At 46.4% G+C, this 15,334-nt stretch carries 15 protein-coding genes and 11 pseudogenes; 14 read left to right on the forward strand and 12 right to left on the reverse strand.

Annotated features, from left to right (window positions below; all coding sequences use genetic code 11):
• Positions 1-151: 151 nt before the first annotated feature.
• A complete protein-coding gene (locus ACQGXV_RS28905) occupies positions 152-442 on the reverse strand; it encodes a hypothetical protein (RefSeq protein ID WP_440863970.1) in 291 nt (96 codons plus the stop codon).
• A gap of 661 nt (positions 443-1,103) precedes the next feature.
• Here ACQGXV_RS28905 and ACQGXV_RS28910 point away from each other — a divergent pair.
• From ACQGXV_RS28910 to ACQGXV_RS28950, 9 genes and pseudogenes are all read left to right on the forward strand, one after another.
• Positions 1,104-1,372, forward strand: a pseudogene (locus ACQGXV_RS28910) (transposase); the annotation flags it as partial.
• A gap of 64 nt (positions 1,373-1,436) precedes the next feature.
• Positions 1,437-1,919, forward strand: coding sequence for a transposase (locus ACQGXV_RS28915; RefSeq protein WP_440863972.1), 483 nt, complete (start codon positions 1,437-1,439; stop codon positions 1,917-1,919).
• Positions 1,916-2,377: a helix-turn-helix domain-containing protein gene (locus tag ACQGXV_RS28920; RefSeq protein ID WP_440863973.1), complete on the forward strand. Its 462-nt coding sequence runs from the start codon at positions 1,916-1,918 to the stop codon at positions 2,375-2,377. Before ACQGXV_RS28915 ends, ACQGXV_RS28920 begins: the two co-directional genes overlap by 4 nt.
• Before the next feature lie 129 nt (positions 2,378-2,506).
• Entirely contained in the window at positions 2,507-3,139 is a 633-nt protein-coding gene (locus ACQGXV_RS28925) for a transposase family protein (RefSeq protein WP_440863974.1), read from the forward strand.
• 348 nt (positions 3,140-3,487) lie between these two features.
• The gene (locus ACQGXV_RS28930; RefSeq protein ID WP_440867670.1) at positions 3,488-3,688 is read left to right on the forward strand and encodes a transposase family protein; all 201 of its coding nucleotides are present in this window, start codon (positions 3,488-3,490) and stop codon (positions 3,686-3,688) included.
• A gap of 285 nt (positions 3,689-3,973) precedes the next feature.
• Positions 3,974-4,324: a transposase gene (locus ACQGXV_RS28935; RefSeq protein ID WP_440867671.1), complete on the forward strand. Its 351-nt coding sequence runs from the start codon at positions 3,974-3,976 to the stop codon at positions 4,322-4,324.
• A 124-nt stretch (positions 4,325-4,448) separates the two neighbouring features.
• Positions 4,449-4,778 (forward strand): annotated as a pseudogene (locus ACQGXV_RS28940) (IS3 family transposase); the annotation flags it as partial.
• 31 nt (positions 4,779-4,809) lie between these two features.
• Positions 4,810-5,022, forward strand: a complete 213-nt coding sequence (locus ACQGXV_RS28945; protein ID WP_440863975.1) for an IS630 transposase-related protein — start codon at positions 4,810-4,812, stop codon at positions 5,020-5,022.
• Between the two features lie 76 nt (positions 5,023-5,098).
• On the forward strand, positions 5,099-5,632 hold the full coding sequence (locus tag ACQGXV_RS28950; RefSeq protein ID WP_440867179.1) for an IS630 family transposase: 534 nt from the start codon (positions 5,099-5,101) through the stop codon (positions 5,630-5,632).
• Between the two features lie 192 nt (positions 5,633-5,824).
• Here the strand turns inward: ACQGXV_RS28950 and ACQGXV_RS28955 are convergent.
• The 5 genes and pseudogenes from ACQGXV_RS28955 to ACQGXV_RS28975 form a co-directional block, all read right to left on the reverse strand.
• Positions 5,825-6,268: pseudogene (locus tag ACQGXV_RS28955) on the reverse strand (flagellar biosynthetic protein FliR); the annotation flags it as partial.
• 165 nt (positions 6,269-6,433) lie between these two features.
• Positions 6,434-6,739: a flagellar biosynthetic protein FliR gene (locus ACQGXV_RS28960; RefSeq protein WP_440863976.1), complete on the reverse strand. Its 306-nt coding sequence runs from the start codon at positions 6,737-6,739 to the stop codon at positions 6,434-6,436.
• On the reverse strand, positions 6,661-7,491 hold the full coding sequence (locus tag ACQGXV_RS28965; RefSeq protein ID WP_440867672.1) for an IS256 family transposase: 831 nt from the start codon (positions 7,489-7,491) through the stop codon (positions 6,661-6,663). The genes ACQGXV_RS28960 and ACQGXV_RS28965 overlap by 79 nt, the downstream gene beginning before the upstream one ends.
• Entirely contained in the window at positions 7,433-8,332 is a 900-nt protein-coding gene (locus tag ACQGXV_RS28970) for a transposase family protein (RefSeq protein ID WP_440862939.1), read from the reverse strand. The genes ACQGXV_RS28965 and ACQGXV_RS28970 overlap by 59 nt, the downstream gene beginning before the upstream one ends.
• Before the next feature lie 85 nt (positions 8,333-8,417).
• Positions 8,418-8,912, reverse strand: a pseudogene (locus ACQGXV_RS28975) (transposase); the annotation flags it as partial.
• Positions 8,913-8,973: 61 nt separating this feature from the next.
• On the opposite strand from ACQGXV_RS28975, the pseudogene ACQGXV_RS28980 reads away from it, so the two are divergent.
• Positions 8,974-9,324: pseudogene (locus tag ACQGXV_RS28980) on the forward strand (DDE-type integrase/transposase/recombinase); the annotation flags it as partial.
• A gap of 192 nt (positions 9,325-9,516) precedes the next feature.
• Here ACQGXV_RS28980 and ACQGXV_RS28985 read toward each other — a convergent pair.
• Both ACQGXV_RS28985 and ACQGXV_RS28990 read right to left on the reverse strand, forming a co-directional pair.
• Positions 9,517-9,957, reverse strand: coding sequence for an IS630 family transposase (locus ACQGXV_RS28985; RefSeq protein WP_440867673.1), 441 nt, complete (start codon positions 9,955-9,957; stop codon positions 9,517-9,519).
• Entirely contained in the window at positions 9,870-10,340 is a 471-nt protein-coding gene (locus ACQGXV_RS28990; protein ID WP_440863977.1) for an IS630 transposase-related protein, read from the reverse strand. The genes ACQGXV_RS28985 and ACQGXV_RS28990 overlap by 88 nt, the downstream gene beginning before the upstream one ends.
• Positions 10,341-10,384: 44 nt before the next feature.
• Between ACQGXV_RS28990 and ACQGXV_RS28995 the strand changes: the two are divergent.
• Positions 10,385-10,846: pseudogene (locus tag ACQGXV_RS28995) on the forward strand (IS30 family transposase); the annotation flags it as partial.
• Here the strand turns inward: ACQGXV_RS28995 and ACQGXV_RS29000 are convergent.
• Positions 10,813-10,959, reverse strand: a pseudogene (locus tag ACQGXV_RS29000) (IS3 family transposase); the annotation flags it as partial. The pseudogenes ACQGXV_RS28995 and ACQGXV_RS29000 sit on opposite strands and share 34 nt — an antisense overlap.
• Positions 10,960-11,062: 103 nt before the next feature.
• On the opposite strand from ACQGXV_RS29000, the pseudogene ACQGXV_RS29005 reads away from it, so the two are divergent.
• Positions 11,063-11,449: pseudogene (locus ACQGXV_RS29005) on the forward strand (helix-turn-helix domain-containing protein); the annotation flags it as partial.
• Positions 11,432-11,596 (forward strand): annotated as a pseudogene (locus ACQGXV_RS29010) (IS256 family transposase); the annotation flags it as partial. The pseudogenes ACQGXV_RS29005 and ACQGXV_RS29010, both read left to right, overlap by 18 nt.
• Before the next feature lie 36 nt (positions 11,597-11,632).
• Here the strand turns inward: ACQGXV_RS29010 and ACQGXV_RS29015 are convergent.
• The 3 genes and pseudogenes from ACQGXV_RS29015 to ACQGXV_RS29025 form a co-directional block, all read right to left on the reverse strand.
• A protein-coding gene (locus tag ACQGXV_RS29015) for an IS3 family transposase (RefSeq protein ID WP_440863978.1) occupies positions 11,633-13,143 on the reverse strand; the annotation gives its coding sequence in 2 pieces (ribosomal slippage) (positions 11,633-12,693 and positions 12,693-13,143; 1,512 coding nt in all).
• A 106-nt stretch (positions 13,144-13,249) separates the two neighbouring features.
• Positions 13,250-14,198, reverse strand: a pseudogene (locus ACQGXV_RS29020) (IS481 family transposase); the annotation flags it as partial.
• 187 nt (positions 14,199-14,385) lie between these two features.
• Positions 14,386-14,721, reverse strand: coding sequence for a DUF1640 domain-containing protein (locus ACQGXV_RS29025; protein WP_440863979.1), 336 nt, complete (start codon positions 14,719-14,721; stop codon positions 14,386-14,388).
• 337 nt (positions 14,722-15,058) lie between these two features.
• Between ACQGXV_RS29025 and ACQGXV_RS29030 the strand changes: the two are divergent.
• Positions 15,059-15,273 (forward strand): annotated as a pseudogene (locus ACQGXV_RS29030) (IS5/IS1182 family transposase); the annotation flags it as partial.
• Positions 15,274-15,334 lie beyond the last annotated feature (61 nt).

A 15,334-nucleotide genomic window follows, 5' to 3' on the forward strand; every position in this document is an offset into this window, starting at 1 on the left:
TGGCAACAAGCGGATATCCAGCAGTTTCTACAACGCCATTAACTCTTGACGTTAAATAACTGATCAAACGATCAGTTAAATTCTTGACGTGAGCACCTGAGCTACATATAATTTGCCCATACTGCGGCAAAAGCGCGCAGAACATGAAGCCTCAACTTCGGTTGGGGTCTTCCGAATTGACTTCTTGAAAACTTGGTATATCCTTTTGCAGTTTTCGCATTTCTTCAAATTCAAACTTGCTAATACGGTTATCTAACAATCGCGGTAGGAGTTTTTCTCCAAATTTTTGGTTATAACTTGTATTTGTTACCTTCAAAAGGTTGCTCACGTAGCCTTTTACGTGAAGACCCTTATCTGTAAGATCGTTTAGCGTATTATCTTTTCCGAATTTTTTGTCTAACACTGTTATATAAAAATTAGCCGATGAGTATACGCGTGGCATGCTAAATCCTCTTTTTTGAATTTGGATTATATACTCAACTTACTTCAAGATGCATCCGCACATTCAGCAGAAGGCAGGTGCAGTAAGCCTATCTGGTGGCCTTGCCGAGCATTTTGAAGTACGTTAAGTATATATTTCATCTCAAGGCTACGCTCCGGCGTGGCTTTTTTTATTCCCTGAAATCACACACAGTGCCCACTTCGCGGGTGAGGCTATGACACGAATGAGCACGCTCTACAGCAGGCTTTCATACGGAAGCGGGACGGGACTAATGGGCCTTGGTGCATCAGTCCGAGCCTACGCCGCATCGACTAAACAGAGCGTCCTGCTGCTTGCAGATAAGCTTGCCGGGTTAGGCTGTGTCCCTTAATTGCTTGAGCTATAGTATCCATCTGTTTCTAAGACACTTTGGATTATGGCTCGCTACGATCTTTCTGATGAAGCATGGGCAATCATTGAGCCCTTGTTAGGCTTTGTTGAATAATTTAACATGCTGATTTACATAATTATTATAACACTTCAACAACTAAGTTTTCCAGCCGTAATGCTTTTTATTGTGCTAACTACTTGATTTGTCGTTCTAACAAAATACAGTCTCTGTACATGCATTCTACCTAAAGAAGATGTAAATCAAACGGTTAAATTATTCAACAAAGCCCCCTTGTTACCAACCGTTTTGACATCTCCGCAGGCAGGCCGGCCATGGGCAGAACATCGCAAAATCGTCAACGGCATGTTCTGGATACTGTGTTCAGGTGCCCATGGCGTGATTTACCTGAACGTTACGGCCCATGGAAAATCGTTTATAACCGTTTCAATAGATGGTCAAAGTCTGGAGTTATTAACATTATTTTTAATAGGTTACTTTCATTTCTTGATGCTCATGGACTTGTTGACTGGTCAGCCACTGCGCTGGATGGCAGCAATATTCCCCCATGTCAGGGTAGTTGTCGCCTCTGAGTGAAAAAAATCTAGGGGGCTGGAGAAGCTGTTCATGGGAAGCTATTCGCCAGAACGTAAAGCGGCTGTGATCGCCAGAATGTTGCCGCCGCATAGTCAGTCTATTTACCAGATATCCCGCCTGGAAGGCATTCCCGCCAATACGCTTTATGGCTGGCGGTCTCAGGCTGGAATTCCGACTCAGTCGGCAGCCAGTGAGAGTAAACTCCACCTGGAGTGGTCTCAGGATGCGCGCTTCGCCGTTATCGTTGAAACCGCGCCGCTTTCTGCTCATGCTGTGGCTGAATACTGTCGCCGTAAAGGCCTCTATCCTGAACAGATTCAGCAGTGGAAGGACGAGTTTATGCAGCCAGGTCAGCGTGCAAAAAGAGCCTTAATAAAGAAACAGCAAAAAGAAATTCAGCAGCTTAATCGTGAAATAGCCCGCAAGGACAAAGCCCTCGCCGAAGCGGCGGCACTGCTCATCCTGGAAAAAAAGCTCAAGGCGTTCTTCGACGAAGAACGCGAGGTCGAATGACGCGCACAGCCGACAGGTTACGGCTGATGAAGATGCTGGAGGAGGCTGCCACTGCCGGCGTCCGGCAAAGCGATGCCTGCAGGTCTGTAGGTATTAGCGAGCGGACGTTCCAGCGCTGGCGGCTAAGTCCTGACGACCGGCGACCGACGGCATCACGGCCGATGCCGAAAAACAGGCTCAGTGCTGAAGAGGAACAGCAGGTGCTGGCCATCTGCCATGAGCCACGATTAGCCAGTCTGTCGCCGGCGCAAATCGTACCGGCACTAGCCGATGAGGGGCGCTACGTTGCCAGTGAATCGACGTTTTACCGGGTGTTGCGCCGTGCCGGAGAGGTCAGTCATCGCGGGCGTCAGCAGGCCCCGCAAAGTAAGCCGCTGTCGACATGGAAGGCGATCGCGCCGAACCAGGTGTGGTCGTGGGACATCACCTGGCTGAAGTCGCTGACGGCGGGTCACTAGTTCTACCTGTATCTCATAGAAGATGTGTTCAGTCGCAAAATAGTAAACTAGTTGCTGAATAGAGACTTGCATTTTTTGTCAGGCTATTGAGAATAAAAAGAGGTTTAACTTAGAGAATAAAGGTTTGAAATGATCAACAAAGAGCGGTTGTTACGAGATAATCGTTTATGTAAAGCAATCATTGGATTATCAGTCGAAGAATTGAAAAGTTTAGCCGCTGAATTTTCAGCTTGTTATTTGATTTATCGGAAAAAGAATCGAAAAGATCACGAGCGGCAGATGGGTGCAGGGCAGAAAGGATTTATCCCAACCCCATTAGATAAACTGCTTTTTATTTTATTGTATTTAAAATGTTATCCGACCTATGATTTGCAAGGACTTCTTTTTGGTTTAGATAGAACACGGGTATGTCGCTGGGTAAAAATATTATTGCCGGTTTTAGAGATGACCTTGGGGCGAGAATGTGTTTTGCCCGCTCGTCAAATTCGCTCTGCTGAGGAATTTTTTCGCGCCTTTCCTGGAGTTAAAGACGTCTTTATTGATGGGACAGAGCGACCTGTCCAAAAGCCTAAGAATCTGCGTCGGCGAAAAAAAATGTATTCGGGAAAGAAAAGACAGACCACTCGAAAAGGGCTTATTATGACTGACGAAACAAGGCAAATTGGATTTATCCCCATGAGCAAAAATGGGCGCCGTCACGATAAACGCTTACTCGATAAAGTCGATATAATTCGCCATATTCCTCCTGAGGTAACCATCTAGGCAGATACCGGTTTTCAAGGTATAGATAAACAGCATCCTAATACACAAATCGGCTTTGTTGAATAATTTAAGATACTGATTTATATAAGCATTATAAAATTTCAACGACTGATTTTTCCTCTCGGAATGCTTTTTATTGGCTTTGTTGAATAATTTAAGATACTGATTTATATAAGCATTATAAAATTTCAACGACTAATTTTTCCTCTCGGAATGCCTTTTATTGTGCTAACTATTTGATTTGTCGTTCTAACAAAATACATTCTCTGTAAATACATTCTCTGTAAATGCATTCTAACTAAAGAAGATGTAAATCAAACGGTTAAATTATTCAACAAAGCCACACAAATCCCAAAAAAAGGAACTCGAAAAAGACCTTTATCGCCTGAACAAAAACAAGAAAATAAAATAATCTCGGGCATCCGTATTACAGTTGAACACGCCATCGCGGGTATCAAGCGCCTCGGTTGCATGACCCAAATTTTACGGAATCGTAGACCCTTTATTGATGATATAGCTAAACGACTTAATTTTGATTACATTATTTAAATGAGCTATTCAATTGATTTTAGACGTAAAGTGATATCTACACGGAAAAACGAAGGGTTGAGTATCCGAGAAACAGCGAAGCAATTTCGGATTGGCCCTGCCTCTGTATGGCTTTGTTGAATAATTTAACCGTTTGATTTACATCTTCTTTAGTTAGAATGCATTTACAGAGAATGTATTTTGTTAGAACGACAAATCAAATAGTTAGCACAATAAAAAGCATTCCGAGAGGAAAAATTAGTCGTTGAAATTTTATAATGCTTATATAAATCAGTATCTTAAATTATTCAACAAAGCCGGGGAAGAACAAATGTTATCGGCGCTTTATTAGGCACAACGCTGTTTGCTATCGGATTATTTGATATCAATATTAACAGCGATGTTTTCTATGCCTGGGTCACACAAGTCCTTATCCCAGTACTCCCTAAAAACAGTGTAATCATGATGGACAATGCCACTTTTCACAAAAAACATAATATTCAACAAGTCATCATCGATGCAGGGTATATGGTGGAGTATTTGCCTACATATTCGCCAGATCTTAACCCAATTGAGCATAAATGGGCACAAGCAAAAAGCAAAAAAAGAGAGATGGGTTGCGATACAGAGAGTTTGTTCTCAGTCCATATGGTGTAATCAAAATTAAGTCGCTTGGCTATACCTTCTTACTCCTTAGCGCCGGTCTTTGGAATTTCCATCTCAGAACAGCGTAAAATTTACTTCAATCACCGAAACACCCTTATTTCACTATTAAGCAACACGCTTAGTGGCTTATGAGGTGTACCCGGTCGAAAGCGGCGAGTATGCAGCAGAACTGCTGAAGCGAGCGGTGCTGAGCGAGCGCTGCTGGCAGGAGCCGCTGGTACTGCATGCGGATAACGGTGCACCGATGAAGTCACAGGTGCTGCAGGTGAAGCTTGCGGAGCTGAAGATAACCCCGTCACACAGTCGGCCGCGGGTAAGCAACGACAACGCCCACGTGTAATCGCTGTTCAGGATGCTGAAATACGTGCCTGCATGGTCTGAAAAAGGCTTTGCAACGCTGGAAGATGCGCGAGCCTGGGTGGAAACCTTCGTCGGCTGGTATAGCTAAACGACTTAATTTTGATTACATTATTTAAATGAGCTATTCAATTGATTTTAGACGTAAAGTGATATCTACACGGAAAAACGAAGGGTTGAGTATCCGAGAAACAGCGAAGCAATTTCGGATTGGCCCTGCCTCTGTATCGCGTTGGATTAATCAAATAGAGTCAAAAGCATCGACCACGCGTCAGCGAAAGATCGATAAATCCGAGTTGATAAAAGATGTTGAACAATATCCAGATGCTTAACAAAAAGAACGTGCAGAGCGTTTTGGCGTTTGTCAGAAGGCCATTTGGCAAGCGCTTAAAAAGCTGGGATTGACCTATAAAAAAAACTCTACGTCATCCGAAAGCCGACGAAAACGCCCGGCAGGGATTTCAACAAAAAAAACAACAGTATGAAAAAGAAGGTAAACCTATTGTTTTTATTGATGAAAGTGGTTTTTCACACGATACCCCACGGACTCACGGCTATTCCCCAAAAGGTCAACGGTGTTTTGGCCTGAAGAACTGGGGAGCTAGGGGAAGAACAAATGTTATCGGCGCTTTATTAGGCACAACGCTGTTTGCTATCGGATTATTTGATATCAATATTAACAGCGATGTTTTCTATGCCTGGGTCACACAAGTCCTTATCCCAGTACTCCCTAAAAACAGTGTAATCATGATGGACAATGCCACTTTTCACAAAAAACATAATATTCAACAAGTCATCATCGATGCAGGGTATATGGTGGAGTATTTGCCTACATATTCGCCAGATCTTAACCCAATTGAGCATAAATGGGCACAAGCAAAAAGCAAAAAAAGAGAGATGGGTTGCGATACAGAGAGTTTGTTCTCAGTCCATATGGTGTAATCAAAATTAAGTCGCTTGGCTATAATTTAAGATACTGATTTATATAAGCATTATAAAATTTCAACGACTAATTTTTCCTCTCGGAATGCTTTTTATTGTGCTAACTATTTGATTTGTCGTTCTAACAAAATACATTCTCTGTAAATGCATTCTAACTAAAGAAGATGTAAATCAAACGGTTAAATTATTCAACAAAGCGAGTGGAAAACCAATCACGAACACGGTGAGATGAGGCGCAACGCGGTTTAACAAACCGAGCGAGATGTTGAGTGCCAGCAGTAAGGTAATCAACGGCAGAGCCAGCATCATACCGTTGATAAATATCATGCTTCCTGCCCGAGCTAGCCCCAAAAAACCATCACCATTGAGCGGCGCGGTGCCAATTGGCAATGTATAAAAGCTGTCGGCAATCAACGATATCATCCATAAATGGCCGTTGAAGGCCATAAAAAGCAACATAGCCATGATATTGAGAAAACGAGCAAGCACCTGCATGTTTGGCCCACCGGTGGGGTCAAAAAAGGTGGCAAATGCCAGCCCCATTTGCATACCAATGAGCTCGCCCGATAACCGCACGGCAGCAAAAGCCAATTGCATGTTGAACCCAAGCGCAGCACCGATAAGGCTTTGTTGAATAATTTAAGATACTGATTTATATAAGCATTATAAAATTTCAACGACTAATTTTTCCTCTCGGAATGCTTTTTATTGTGCTAACTATTTGATTTGTCGTTCTAACAAAATACATTCTCTGTAAATGCATTCTAACTAAAGAAGATGTAAATCAAACGGTTAAATTATTCAACAAAGCCCACCGATAAGTAACTGTTGCAGAATGATCCAGACGCCACCTGCGGAAAATATCGGTGTGGTATTCACCGGCAAATAGGGGGCGACCAGGAGGGTAATGACAATGCCGAGGCAGATCTTCACGCGGGCCGGGATTGCACGCTCATTGAATTCCGGGCACGCAGTAATTAATGCCAGAATGGAGTCTGTAAAGAATTTCGTGTAAATGGCTCCATCGCTTAACCGGAAATCCGATCTCCATACATCAACATGAATTGGCTCATAGCCGGTTTCCAGTCTCTGATTGGTAGGGTCCATTTAGCCGAGATATTATGCAAGGCTAGATAGAATAATTTTAGCACCGAGTCATCCGTTGGAAATATTCGTCGCGTTTTCGTTATCTTGCGCAATGAAGCATTTAACGACTCTATCGCGTTGGTGGTGTAGATAACCTTGCGAATCTCCGGCGGAAAATCAAAAATGACGATGAGACGTTCCCAATTATTTCTCCACGATGGGCTGATCGTCGGGAACTGCTCATCCCATTTGGCCGCGAAGGCATCCAGGGCCTCTTCAGCGCCCTCTAGCGTTGCGGAACTATAGATAGCGCGGAGGTCAGCAGCAACGGCTTTACGTTCTTTCCAGCCGACGTAGCGCAGCGAGTTCCGCACCTGATGCACGATGCAGAGCTGTACCCGCGTATGCGGGTAAACAGCTTCAATGGCATCAGGAAAGCCCTTCAGGCCATCGCAGCAGGCGATGAAGATGTCCTGTAGCCCACGATTTTTCAGTTCTGTCATTACAGATAACCAGAACTTGGCCCCCTCGGTTTTGGCTATCCATAGCCCCAGCAGCTCTTTTTCGCCCTGGCCGTTGATGCCTAGAGCCAAGTAAACAGACTTGTTGGCCACGGCTCCGCCGTCCTGGCTTTTGACCACAATACAGTCAAGGTAAACAATAAGCGTGTTGCTTAATAGTGAAATAAGGGTGTTTCGGTGATTGAAGTAAATTTTATGCTGTTCTGAGATGGAAATTCCAAAGACCGGCGCTAAGGAGTAAGAAGGTATCATCAATAAAGGGTCTACGATTCCGTAAAATTTGGGTCATGCAACCGAGGCGCTTGATACCCGCGATGGCGTGTTCAACTGTAATACGGATGCCCGAGATTATTTTATTTTCTTGTTTTTGTTCAGGCGATAAAGGTCTTTTTCGAGTTCCTTTTTTTGGGATTTGTGTATTAGGATGCTGTTTATCTATACCTTGAAAACCGGTATCTGCCCAGATGGTTACCTCAGGAGGAATATGGCGAATTATATCGACTTTATCGAGTAAGCGTTTATCGTGACGGCGCCCATTTTTGCTCATGGGGATAAATCCAATTTGCCTTGTTTCGTCAGTCATAATAAGCCCTTTTCGAGTGGTCTGTCTTTTCTTTCCCGAATACATTTTTTTTCGCCGACGCAGATTCTTAGGCTTTTGGACAGGTCGCTCTGTCCCATCAATAAAGACGTCTTTAACTCCAGGAAAGGCGCGAAAAAATTCCTCAGCAGAGCGAATTTGACGAGCGGGCAAAACACATTCTCGCCCCAAGGTCATCTCTAAAACCGGCAATAATATTTTTACCCAGCGACATACCCGTGTTCTATCTAAACCAAAAAGAAGTCCTTGCAAATCATAGGTCGGATAACATTTTAAATACAATAAAATAAAAAGCAGTTTATCTAATGGGGTTGGGATAAATCCTTTCTGCCCTGCACCCATCTGCCGCTCGTGATCTTTTCGATTCTTTTTCCGATAAATCAAATAACAAGCTGAAAATTCAGCGGCTAAATTTTTCAATTCTTCGACTGATAATCCAATGATTGCTTTACATAAACGATTATCTCGTAACAACCGCTCTTTGTTGATCATTTCAAACCTTTATTCTCTAAGTTAAACCTCTTTTTATTCTCAATAGCCTGACAAAAAATGCAAGTCTCTATTCAGCAACTAGTTTAATGGGATAAAACGCATCCAGCGGCCGTTGCTGCCAGCGCTTAACGTCATCCATCACGGCATTGGTCACTTGAGAAATGAAGCCAGCGGAAACATCGACCCCGTAGACTTCTTTAAAGTGAGCCTGAATATCACGGGTTGATAGCCCTCTGGAATAGAGAGAAATAATGCGGTCATCGAAGCCGTTAAGCTGCTTTTCGTGCTTACCGATCAGTGTCGGCTCGAAGGTACTGTTGCGGTCGCGCGGAATATCGAGCTCGAGCGCCCCATTTTGGCTACGTACGCTCTTGGATGTCTTGCCATTGCGGGAGTTGCCTGAATTATTACCAGCCGGGTCATGCTTAGCATACCCAAGGTGTATCTCCATCTCAGCTTCAAGAACCCGTTCCGCCAGTCTTTTAGTCAGTTCCTTGAGTAGGCCTGATTCACCCAGAAGCTCCTGAGGGGAGTGGCAATCCTGAAGCAGTTGGTCAATAAGTTCGTTGCTGATAGGCATTTTTTGTCCTCTGAAGGTTTTCCTCAAAATGCCATTTACACAGATCTTTTTACACTCTCGCGTGAGGAAACTCATGCAGGAAGAGGGGCTGGTCTGCCGACAGCGCCGGACTTATAAGGTCACGACAAAACCCCGCCCGGGTGCAGAGGTGGCCCCAAACCTGCTGAACTAGAATTTTAACCCGCCGGGGACAAATCAGGTGTGGGCGAGTGACATCACGTATCTGAAGACCGGTGAAGGCTGGCTGTATCTGGCGGCTATTATGGATTTGTACTCCCGGCAGATAGTGGGCTGGCAGGTGGACAGACGGATGACCTCGTCGCTGGTCTGCGGGGCCCTGATGAAGGCATATAACCTGCGAACTCCCCCGCCGGGCCTGGTGGTGCATACGGACAGGGGGGCGCAGTACACGGGGCATGCCCCATTCCCACTCGAAACGCAACAAAGTGACCCACTTGCCAGAGTCGGATAAAATCACCGTTCTGGCCATACTGGAGAGCCTGTTGCATGCAGGGAAAACATCTGACTCAGAAAGAACGGTTCTACATCGAAAAGCGGCGTGGTGAAGGTTCAACCAAGCTATAGCCAAGCGACTTAATTTTGATTACACCATATGGACTGAGAACAAACTCTCTGTATCGCAACCCATCTCTCTTTTTTTGCTTTTTGCTTGTGCCCATTTATGCTCAATTGGGTTAAGATCTGGCGAATATGTAGGCAAATACTCCACCATATACCCTGCATCGATGATGACTTGTTGAATATTATGTTTTTTGTGAAAAGTGGCATTGTCCATCATGATTACACTGTTTTTAGGGAGTACTGGGATAAGGACTTGTGTGACCCAGGCATAGAAAACATCGCTGTTAATATTGATATCAAATAATCCGATAGCAAACAGCGTTGTGCCTAATAAAGCGCCGATAACATTTGTTCTTCCCCTAGCTCCCCAGTTCTTCAGGCCAAAACACCGTTGACCTTTTGGGGAATAGCCGTGAGTCCGTGGGGTATCGTGTGAAAAACCACTTTCATCAATAAAAACAATAGGTTTACCTTCTTTTTCATACTGTTGTTTTTTTTTGTTGAAATCCCTGCCGGGCGTTTTCGTCGGCTTTCGGATGACGTAGAGTTTTTTTTATAGGTCAATCCCAGCTTTTTAAGCGCTTGCCAAATGGCCTTCTGACAAACGCCAAAACGCTCTGCACGTTCTTTTTGGTAAGCATCTGGATATTGTTCAACATCTTTTATCAACTCGGATTTATCGATCTTTCGCTGACGCGTGGTCGATGCTTTTGACTCTATTTGATTAATCCAACGCGATACAGAGGCAGCGCCAATCCGAAATTGCTTCGCTGTTTCTCGGATACTCAACCCTTCGTTTTTCCGTGTAGATATCACTTTACGTCTAAAATCAATTGAATAGCTCATTTAAATAATGTAATCAAAATTAAGTCGTTTAGCTATATCAGCAACTTCCTCATCGGGGAAAACGTTACAGGTACAATGCCGAAAACCTCAAATCAGGCCCTATTCCCAACCGTGTTGGTATTGAGTATCGCCCAGCTCAAGCCGAGCTTAAACAGGAGCCTGGCCACTTCGAAATTGACACTATTTTTGGCAAAGACCAGAAGTCATTCTTGTTAAACATCGTAGATAAAGCATTGAAAACCGTCATCATTCGCAAACTGCCTAATAAGCGTGCGGAGACTGTGGTTGCTGCTTTCAGGGACATTGAAGCTAATACCTTTTGCAAGTTTAAGACCCTAACAGCTGATAACGGCCCTGAATTCGCTCTGCACGAGCAAATTACTCAAATCACAGGGGCGCAGGTCTACTTTGCCCATCCTTATCATTCCTGGGAGAGGGGCTTGAATGAGCACACCAACGGGCTGTGTAGTGGTCAACTAAATTTGGCCACCCTACCTGACTGTTGATGGAACAGCCGTTCTGATTCATTTGGCGTTAACCCACCGTTATACCAGTGAGGTCTGACATCGCTATAATAATGGGTTATGTAGCGAATAATGGATGATTGAGCAGTGCTAAAGTGTATTAGTCGCGACTTGATCTGACACATGACCTTGAAAGGTTGAGAGTTACCGGTTTTGATATGGGTGTCTAATCCTTAAACAAAACGCGAGGTAACTCTCATGCTTCATACTAACAATCACATCATCAAACACAAAGCCGGCCTGCTCAATCTGGCCGAAGAACTTGGTAACGTATCAAAAGCCTGCAAGATCATGGGCGTGTCGCGCTACACGTTTTACCGTTATCAGGAACTGGCTGCTGAAGGTGGCATCGATGCACTGGTTAACCAGAACCGCCGGGTTCCCAACCTGAAGAACCGGGCCGACGAAGCCACTGAACGCGCGGTTGTTGAATATGCTGTTGAGTTCCCGGCCCACGGGCAGCACCGGACCAGTAATGAGCTGCGTAAAAAAGGCGTATTTATCTCCGGCAGCGGCGTGCGGTCCATCTGGCAACGGCACGATCTGGAGAACTTCTGTAAACGCCTGAAGATAACGAAAACGCGACGAATATTTCCAACGGATGACTCGGTGCTAAAATTATTCTATCTAGCCTTGCATAATATCTCGGCTAAATGGACCCTACCAATCAGAGACTGGAAACCGGCTATGAGCCAATTCATGTTGATGTATGGAGATCGGATTTCCGGTTAAGCGGTGCGTGTCAAGGTAGTTGTCGCCCCAGTTGATTCATACGGCCTGTTTTTCCCGTTCCGGATTTAGCCACACTTCGTCCTGCCGCTCCCAGTTTCTTGTTGGCCCTGACCAACGATGCGGGTTCTGCATTTTTGCTGCCTCATACACCGATTTTCGCTTTACCAGCAACTGGCTGTCTTCGCCTCTGTGCCGCTGGCCCGGCGTGACATACCGGATACCGCTATGGCGATGTTCCTCGTTGTACCAGCCGACGAAGGTTTCCACCCAGGCTCGCGCATCTTCCAGCGTTGCAAAGCCTTTTTCAGACCATGCAGGCACGTATTTCAGCATCCTGAACAGCGATTCCACGTGGGCGTTGTCGTTGCTTACCCGCGGCCGACTGTGTGACGGGGTTATCTTCAGCTCCGCAAGCTTCACCTGCAGCACCTGTGACTTCATCGGTGCACCGTTATCAGCATGCAGTACCAGCGGCTCCTGCCAGCAGCGCTCGCTCAGCACCGTTCGCTTCAGCAGTTCTGCTGCATACTCGCCGCTTTCGACCGGGTACACCTCATAACCCACTATTTTGCGACTGAACACATCTTCTATGAGATACAGGTAGAACCAGTGACCCGCCGTCAGCGACTTCAGCCAGGTGATGTCCCACGACCACACCTGGTTCGGCGCGATCGCCTTCCATGTCGACAGCGGCTTACTTTGCGGGGCCTGCTGACGCCCGCGATGACTGACCTCTCCGGCACGGCGCAACACCCGGTAAAACGTCGATTCACTGGCAACGTAACGCCCCTCATCGGCTAGTGCCGGTACGATTTGCGCCGGCGACAGACTGGCGAATCGTGGCTCATGGCAGATGGCCAGCACCTGCTGTTCCTCTTCAGCACTGAGCCTGTTTTTCGGCATCGGCCGTGATGCCGTCGGTCGCCGGTCGTCAGGACTTAGCCGCCAGCGCTGGAACGTCCGCTCGCTAATACCTACAGACCTGCAGGCATCGCTTTGCCGGACGCCGGCAGTGGCAGCCTCCTCCAGCATCTTCATCAGCCGTAACCTGTCGGCTGTGCGCGTCATTCGACCTCGCGTTCTTCGTCGAAGAACGCCTTGAGCTTTTTTTCCAGGATGAGCAGTGCCGCCGCTTCGGCGAGGGCTTTGTCCTTGCGGGCTATTTCACGATTAAGCTGCTGAATTTCTTTTTGCTGTTTCTTTATTAAGGCTCTTTCTGCACGCTGACCTGGCTGCATAAACTCGTCCTTCCACTGCTGAATCTGTTCAGGATAGAGGCCTTTACGGCGACAGTATTCAGCCACAGCATGAGCAGAAAGCGGCGCGGTTTCAACGATAACGGCGAAGCGCGCATCCTGAGACCACTCCAGGTGGAGTTTACTCTCACTGGCTGCCGACTGAGTCGGAATTCCAGCCTGAGACCGCCAGCCATAAAGCGTATTGGCGGGAATGCCTTCCAGGCGGGATATCTGGTAAATAGACTGACTATGCGGCGGCAACATTCTGGCGATCACAGCCGCTTTACGTTCTGGCGAATAGCTTCCCATGAACAGCTTCTCCAGCCCCCTAGATTTTTTTCACTCAGAGGCGACAACTACCCTGACATGGGGGGTAAGCGATGGAGCCATTTACACGAAATTCTTTACAGACTCACATTTTTCCCTGATGAGTTCGCTCATTATTGTAATGCCACAACCAGTTGTCCAGATCTGCCTGCAGGCTCTCCAGGTCCCCATATAACTTCTTGCGGAACGTAACCTGATAAAAATCCTGCAAAATCGTTTTATGGAAGCGCTCGCAGATGCCGTTCGTCTGCGGAGACATTGCCTTCGTTTTTGTATGGTCGATATCGTTGATGGCCAGATACAGCTGGTAATCATGCTGCTCCACCTTACCACAGTACTCCGTTCCCCTGTCGGTCAGTATTCTCAGCATTGGCAGTCCCTGGGACTCGTAGAACGGCAGTACACGATCATTGAGCAGATCGGCGTTTTATCGTATACAGCTTGCAGTGTGCCACTTTCGAGTACGTATCCACGAACGTCTGCTGGTAGATACGGCCCACCGCTTTCAGATTGCCAACGTAGAAGGTGTCCTGCGACCCGAGATAACCCGGGTGAGCAGTCTCGATTTCGCCGCTGGCCTCATCATCATGCGCTTTTTTCTCCAGCGCTGCGATTTGGGCATCGGTAAGCACGATGCCTTCTCTGGCGACCTTTTCCTCAAGCGCCTTCAGGCGTTTACGGAAGTTCTCCAGGTTGTGTCGTTGCCAGATGGATCGCACGCCGCTGCCGGAGATAAACACGCCTTTTTTACGCAGCTCATTACTGGTCCGGTGCTGCCCGTGGGCCGGGAAGTCAACGGCATATTCAACAACCGCGCGTTCAGTGGCTTCGTCGGCGCGGTTCTTCAGGTTGGGAACCCGGCGGTTCTGGTTAACCAGCGCATCGATGCCGCCTTCAGCAGCCAGTTCCTGATAACGGTAAAACGTGTCGCGTGACACGCCCATGATCTTGCAGGCTTTTGATACGTTACCAATTTCTTCGGCGAGATTGAGCAGGCCGGCTTTGTGTTTGATGATGGGATTGTTAGTATGAAGCATGAGAGTTACCTCGCGTTTTGTTTAAGGATCGAACACCCATATCAAAACCGGTAACTCTCAACCTTTCAAGGTCATGTGTCAGATCAAGTCGCGACTAATACAACTAATCCGAGATAGGGACATCACCCCCTGTCAACAGGTGACCGTGCAATCACGTTCCGCCTGACCAAAGGGATATAGTGCACCGTCACATTTTGAGAATGGCAGCAATGATGCTCACGGCAGCGGCGACCATTAGACCAAGCCGGATGGTCATCTGCATGCCAAGCTTCTCAAATTTATCGTTAATTTTATCGAAACCAGCAGTCATATCCTTACGGACATCGGCTATCTGCGCGTCGGTCTTTTCGAAGCGGGCTTGCATCTCTTTACGCACGTCCTCAAGGTCACGCTTGGTAGCCACATCCTCCACCTCATGAGATTTACGAACGACGAGCGAAATCGCCTTGGCTTGCTCACTGGTAAGCCCGGCGGTTTGAAGCTCTTCTGACGCCTGCAATGTATCAAAGGCAACCTGGCCCATAGCGGATCCTCCTGTGTTAAGCCAAGTGTAAGCGATCTGACCGCCAATCTGCAAAATTTTACCCGTTAGCCCTCTGATAACCCCATCCGTTTAATTATGGATAAATGGTTATGTCTAAATTAGTTGTCATTGAAAAGGCTTTGTTGAATAATTTAACCGTTTGATTTACATCTTCTTTAGTTAGAATGCATTTACAGAGAATGTATTTTGTTAGAACGACAAATCAAATAGTTAGCACAATAAAAAGCATTCCGAGAGGAAAAATTAGTCGTTGAAATTTTATAATGCTTATATAAATCAGTATCTTAAATTATTCAACAAAGCCCATTGAAAATTCCACGATGCCTTGCTGAGAAAGAAAATCAGGCCCCTTATCCCGCCGCGAAGCGGGGCGCAATACTGGCCGGACAAGTACCATGAAGGTAATCATGCGGTGGGGAATCAGCATATGAGCGGGACTATGACGCGCAGGTGGATTAAGCGCTGGCGATGGTCAAAGTGCTAAACAGGATGACATTGTTGGGTATGCCGAACAGTGTTCGGAGCGCATAACAAGGGTTCCAGCGGGAGCCATCCCGGCGGCTAACTATGATTTATTCAACAAAGCCCCGAT

Source organism: Symbiopectobacterium purcellii, assembly GCF_052050035.1.
Classification (GTDB): domain Bacteria; phylum Pseudomonadota; class Gammaproteobacteria; order Enterobacterales; family Enterobacteriaceae; genus Symbiopectobacterium; species Symbiopectobacterium purcellii_A.

Excerpts from the sequence above, each read along its gene's own strand:
- ACQGXV_RS28915 (WP_440863972.1), top strand. The coding sequence starts at position 1,437 with ATGGGAAGCTATTCGCCAGAACGTAAAGCGGCTGTGATCGCCAGAATG.
- ACQGXV_RS28990 (WP_440863977.1), bottom strand. The coding sequence starts at position 10,340 with ATGAGCTATTCAATTGATTTTAGACGTAAAGTGATATCTACACGGAAA.
- ACQGXV_RS28920 (WP_440863973.1), top strand. The coding sequence starts at position 1,916 with ATGACGCGCACAGCCGACAGGTTACGGCTGATGAAGATGCTGGAGGAG.
- ACQGXV_RS28945 (WP_440863975.1), top strand. The coding sequence starts at position 4,810 with ATGAGCTATTCAATTGATTTTAGACGTAAAGTGATATCTACACGGAAA.
- ACQGXV_RS29025 (WP_440863979.1), bottom strand. The coding sequence starts at position 14,721 with ATGGGCCAGGTTGCCTTTGATACATTGCAGGCGTCAGAAGAGCTTCAA.
- ACQGXV_RS28925 (WP_440863974.1), top strand. The coding sequence starts at position 2,507 with ATGATCAACAAAGAGCGGTTGTTACGAGATAATCGTTTATGTAAAGCA.
- ACQGXV_RS28960 (WP_440863976.1), bottom strand. The coding sequence starts at position 6,739 with ATGGACCCTACCAATCAGAGACTGGAAACCGGCTATGAGCCAATTCAT.
- ACQGXV_RS28970 (WP_440862939.1), bottom strand. The coding sequence starts at position 8,332 with ATGATCAACAAAGAGCGGTTGTTACGAGATAATCGTTTATGTAAAGCA.
- ACQGXV_RS28965 (WP_440867672.1), bottom strand. The coding sequence starts at position 7,491 with ATGATACCTTCTTACTCCTTAGCGCCGGTCTTTGGAATTTCCATCTCA.
- ACQGXV_RS28905 (WP_440863970.1), bottom strand. The coding sequence starts at position 442 with ATGCCACGCGTATACTCATCGGCTAATTTTTATATAACAGTGTTAGAC.